This window comes from Pseudomonas sp. K5002 (assembly GCF_013386655.1).
Taxonomy (GTDB): Bacteria; Pseudomonadota; Gammaproteobacteria; order Pseudomonadales; family Pseudomonadaceae; genus Aquipseudomonas.
The window spans coordinates 1-3637 of sequence record NZ_JACARK010000390.1; the positions used below are offsets into that span (position 1 = coordinate 1).

At 63.3% G+C, this 3637-nt stretch carries 5 protein-coding genes; all 5 read left to right on the forward strand.

Annotated elements, in window-relative coordinates; genetic code table 11:
* The coding region (locus HX846_RS18450) for a metal ABC transporter permease (RefSeq protein WP_178965854.1) at positions 1–682 on the forward strand (682 nt) is incomplete at its 5' end.
* Positions 683–693: 11 nt separating this feature from the next.
* Entirely contained in the window at positions 694–1578 is an 885-nt protein-coding gene (locus tag HX846_RS18455) for a metal ABC transporter substrate-binding protein (RefSeq protein ID WP_003213485.1), read from the forward strand.
* Positions 1575–2000: a phosphoribosyl-AMP cyclohydrolase gene (hisI, locus tag HX846_RS18460; RefSeq protein ID WP_008439510.1), complete on the forward strand. Its 426-nt coding sequence runs from the start codon at positions 1575–1577 to the stop codon at positions 1998–2000. Before HX846_RS18455 ends, hisI begins: the two co-directional genes overlap by 4 nt.
* Entirely contained in the window at positions 1997–2557 is a 561-nt protein-coding gene (locus HX846_RS18465; protein ID WP_087694587.1) for a DapH/DapD/GlmU-related protein, read from the forward strand. Before hisI ends, HX846_RS18465 begins: the two co-directional genes overlap by 4 nt.
* 2 nt (positions 2558–2559) lie before the next feature.
* The coding region (locus tag HX846_RS18470; protein WP_178965855.1) for a dihydroorotase at positions 2560–3637 on the forward strand (1078 nt) is incomplete at its 3' end.

Genomic DNA, 3637 nt, shown 5'->3' on the forward strand with positions numbered 1-3637 from the left:
CTGGTTTGCCGGCCTGAGTTTGCCCGCGCTGACCATCGGCGGCCTGGGCGCCGGCCTGAGCATGGCCGGCCTCGCCGCCTGGATTACCCGTCGCACCGGGCTGAAGGAAGACGCCAGCCTCGCCGCCATCTACCCGATCTCCCTGGCCAGCGGCGTGCTGATCCTCGGCCTCGCCGGCAAACGCCTGGACCTGCTGCACCTGCTGTTCGGCTCGGCCCTGGCGGTAGACGGCCCGACCCTCACCGGCATGCTCTGGGTCTCGGGCTTCAGCCTGATCGCCATGGTGGTGATCTACAAACCGCTGCTGCTGGACACCCTCGACCCGCTGTTCCTGCAAACCGTCAGCCGCCTCGGCCCGCTGGCCCACGGCCTGTTCCTGACGCTGGTGGTGCTGAACCTGGTGATCGGTTTCCAGGCCATCGGCGCGTTGATGGTGGTCGGCCTGATGATGTTGCCGGCGATTGCTTCACGTTTCTGGAGCCGGCGCCTGCCGGTGTTGATCGCCATATCAGCAGTGCTGGGATGCCTGTCGGTATGGCTTGGCTTGTTGCTGTCGTTCTACTACTCGCTGCCCAGCGGCCCGGCAATTGTGCTGGTGGCTGGCGGCTGGTACCTGCTGTCCGTGGTCTTCGGTCCGGTGCACGGCTTGCTGCGCCGCCCGCCTTTGCTTACATCCCAATGAGGTGTTTCCCGATGCGCGCTCTACTCGTGCTGTTCAGTGTGTTGCTGCCGCTGTCGTTCGCGACGGCCCAGGCTGCCGACAAGCTTCAGGTGGTTACCAGCTTCAGTATTCTTGACGACATGACCCACCAGGTCGGTGGCGATCATATCCAGATCAGCAACATGGTCGGCCCCGACGCCGACGCCCACACCTACGAACCAACACCGGACGATGCCAAGGCCCTGCTCAAGGCCAAGGTGATCATCAAGAACGGCTTGGGCTTCGAGCCGTGGCTGGATCGCCTGGTCACCAGCACCGAGACCAAGGCCACTGTGGTCACTGCGAGCAAAGGCGTGCTCTCCCACACCATGGAAGAGGACGGCGAAACCATCCCCGACCCGCACGCCTGGCACAACCTGGCCAACACCGTTATCTACGTGAACAACATCACCAAGGCGCTGATCGCTGCCGACCCGGCCAACAAGGCCGACTACGAGCACAACAGCCAGGTGTACCTGAAAGAAATCTACCGCCTGCTGGCTGAAGCCAAGGCCAAGTTCGGCGCGCTGCCACCGGGTAACCGTCGCATCGTCACCTCTCATGACGCCTTCGGCTACCTGGGCCAGGCCTACGGTATCGAGTTCCTGTCGCCTCAAGGCCTGTCCACCGAACGTGAACCGTCGGCCGCCGAAGTCGCCACGCTGATCACCCAGATCCGCAAGGACAAGGTCAAGGCCGTGTTCATGGAAAACATCAAGGACTCGCGTCTGCTCCAGCAGATCGCTGACGAAAGCGGCGCGCAGATCGGCGGCACGCTGTACTCGGACGCCCTGGCCGCAGAAGGTCCGGCCAGCACCTTTACCGGCCTGTTCGAATACAACCTCAACACCCTGTGCGCGGCCCTGAGCAAGCCATGAGCCTGAGCATGCTTGACCTGGAAGAGGCTGCCATCGGCAGCCGCTTTCCACTCGATAGCGTGCTCGACGCCCTGCCGTGGAACAGCGATGGACTGATCGCCGCCATCGCCCAGCAACACGGCAGCGGCGAAGTGTTGATGCTGGCCTGGATGAACCGCCAGGCCCTCGACGAAACTCTGGCCACCGGGCACGTCTGCTACTGGTCCCGCTCGCGCCAGCAACTGTGGCGCAAGGGCGAAACCTCGGGCCACTGGCAACTGCTGGTGGAGGCCCGCCTGGATTGCGACGGCGACGCGGTATTGCTGATCGTCGACCAGCAAGGCCCGGCCTGCCACACCGGCCGGCCCACCTGCTTCTACAACGCCATCGACGGCCATCACGTAAACATCATCACCGCGCCTCTCAAGGAACCTGACCCATGATCCGCAAGAACCCTTCCGGCGATCTGCCCGTGATTGCCGAATCGGCCTACGTCGACAAAACCGCAATCATCTGCGGCAAGGTGATCATCGGCGAAAACGTATTTGTCGGCCCTTACGCGGTGATCCGCGCCGACGAAGTCGACGCCAACGGTGACATGGACCCGATCACCATTGGGGCCAATTCGAATATCCAGGACGGCGTGGTGATCCACTCCAAATCCGGCGCCGCCGTAACCATCGGCGAGTTCACCTCCATCGCCCACCGCTCCATCGTCCACGGGCCCTGCACCGTTGGTGACCGGGTGTTCATCGGCTTCAACAGCGTGCTGTTCAACTGCGTCGTCGGCGATGGCTGCGTGGTGCGGCACAACTCTGTAGTCGACGGCCGCGATTTGCCCGACGCGTTCTACGTGCCCTCCACCACCCGCATCGGCCCCAACACCGACCTGTCCCAGTTCCCGCCGGTGAGTGTCAGCGCTTCGGAGTTTTCCGAAGATGTGGCACGCACCAACGTCGACCTGGTACTGGGTTACAAAGCCCTGCAAAACGAGTTCTGAGCATGAGCCGCCTGCTGATCCGCAACGCCCGCCTGGTGAACGAAGGCGAGGAATTCGAGGCTGACCTGCTGGTCGCCAATGGCCGTATCGAGAAGATCGCCGGCAGCATCGACAACGCCAACGCCACCGTGGAAATCGACGCCCAAGGCCAGTGGCTGCTGCCGGGAATGATCGACGACCAGGTGCACTTCCGAGAGCCCGGCGCGCCGGATAAAGGCAGCTTCTACAGCGAGTCCCGTGCGGCGGTGGCCGGTGGCATCACCAGTTTCATGGACATGCCCAACACCAACCCGGCGACCCTGAACCTGGATGCCCTGGCCGACAAAAAGCGCCGCGCGGCGCTGCATTCGGTGGCCAACTATGGTTTTCACTTCGGAGTGAGCAACGACAACCTCGACACCGTCGCCGCGCTGGACCCGCGGGAAGTCGCCGGGGTCAAAGTGTTCATGGGTGCGTCTACCGGCAATATGCTGGTGGATGATCCGAAGATCCTCGAGCGTCTGTTCGCCGAGGTGCCGACCATTCTCCTGGCCCACTGCGAGCACACCCCCAGCATCCTGGCCCGCGAGCAAAGGATGCGCGAGCGTTTCGGTGAGCACATTCCTGCCGTAGCACACCCGCTGATCCGCGATGCCGAGGCCTGCTATCGCTCCTCGTCCCTGGCGGTGGAACTGGCCAAGCGGCACGGCACGCGCCTGCATGTGTTGCACATCACCAGCGCACGGGAGTTGGTGCTGTTCGAAGACAAACCCCTGGCGCAAAAACGCATCACGGCGGAAGTCTGCCTGCATCACCTCTTGTTCGATGACCGCGACTACGCCCGCCTCGGCCACCAGATCAAATGCAACCCGGCGATCAAGACACGCACCGACCGCAACGCCTTGCGCCTGGCATTGTTGAGTGATCGTCTGGATGTAATTGGCAGTGACCATGCGCCGCACACCTGGGCGCAAAAACAACTGCCCTATCGCGAAGCGCCGTCAGGCTTGCCGCTGGTGCAACACGCCCTGCCGGCGCTGCTGGAATTGGTCGCCGACGGCCTGCTGCCGCTGACCACGCTGGTGGCGAAAACCAGCCATC

Bases quoted from the DNA above. Each gene is read 5' to 3' on its own strand.
- HX846_RS18455 (WP_003213485.1), top strand. From the start codon at position 694: ATGCGCGCTCTACTCGTGCTGTTCAGTGTGTTGCTGCCGCTGTCGTTC.
- hisI (WP_008439510.1), top strand. From the start codon at position 1,575: ATGAGCCTGAGCATGCTTGACCTGGAAGAGGCTGCCATCGGCAGCCGC.
- HX846_RS18465 (WP_087694587.1), top strand. From the start codon at position 1,997: ATGATCCGCAAGAACCCTTCCGGCGATCTGCCCGTGATTGCCGAATCG.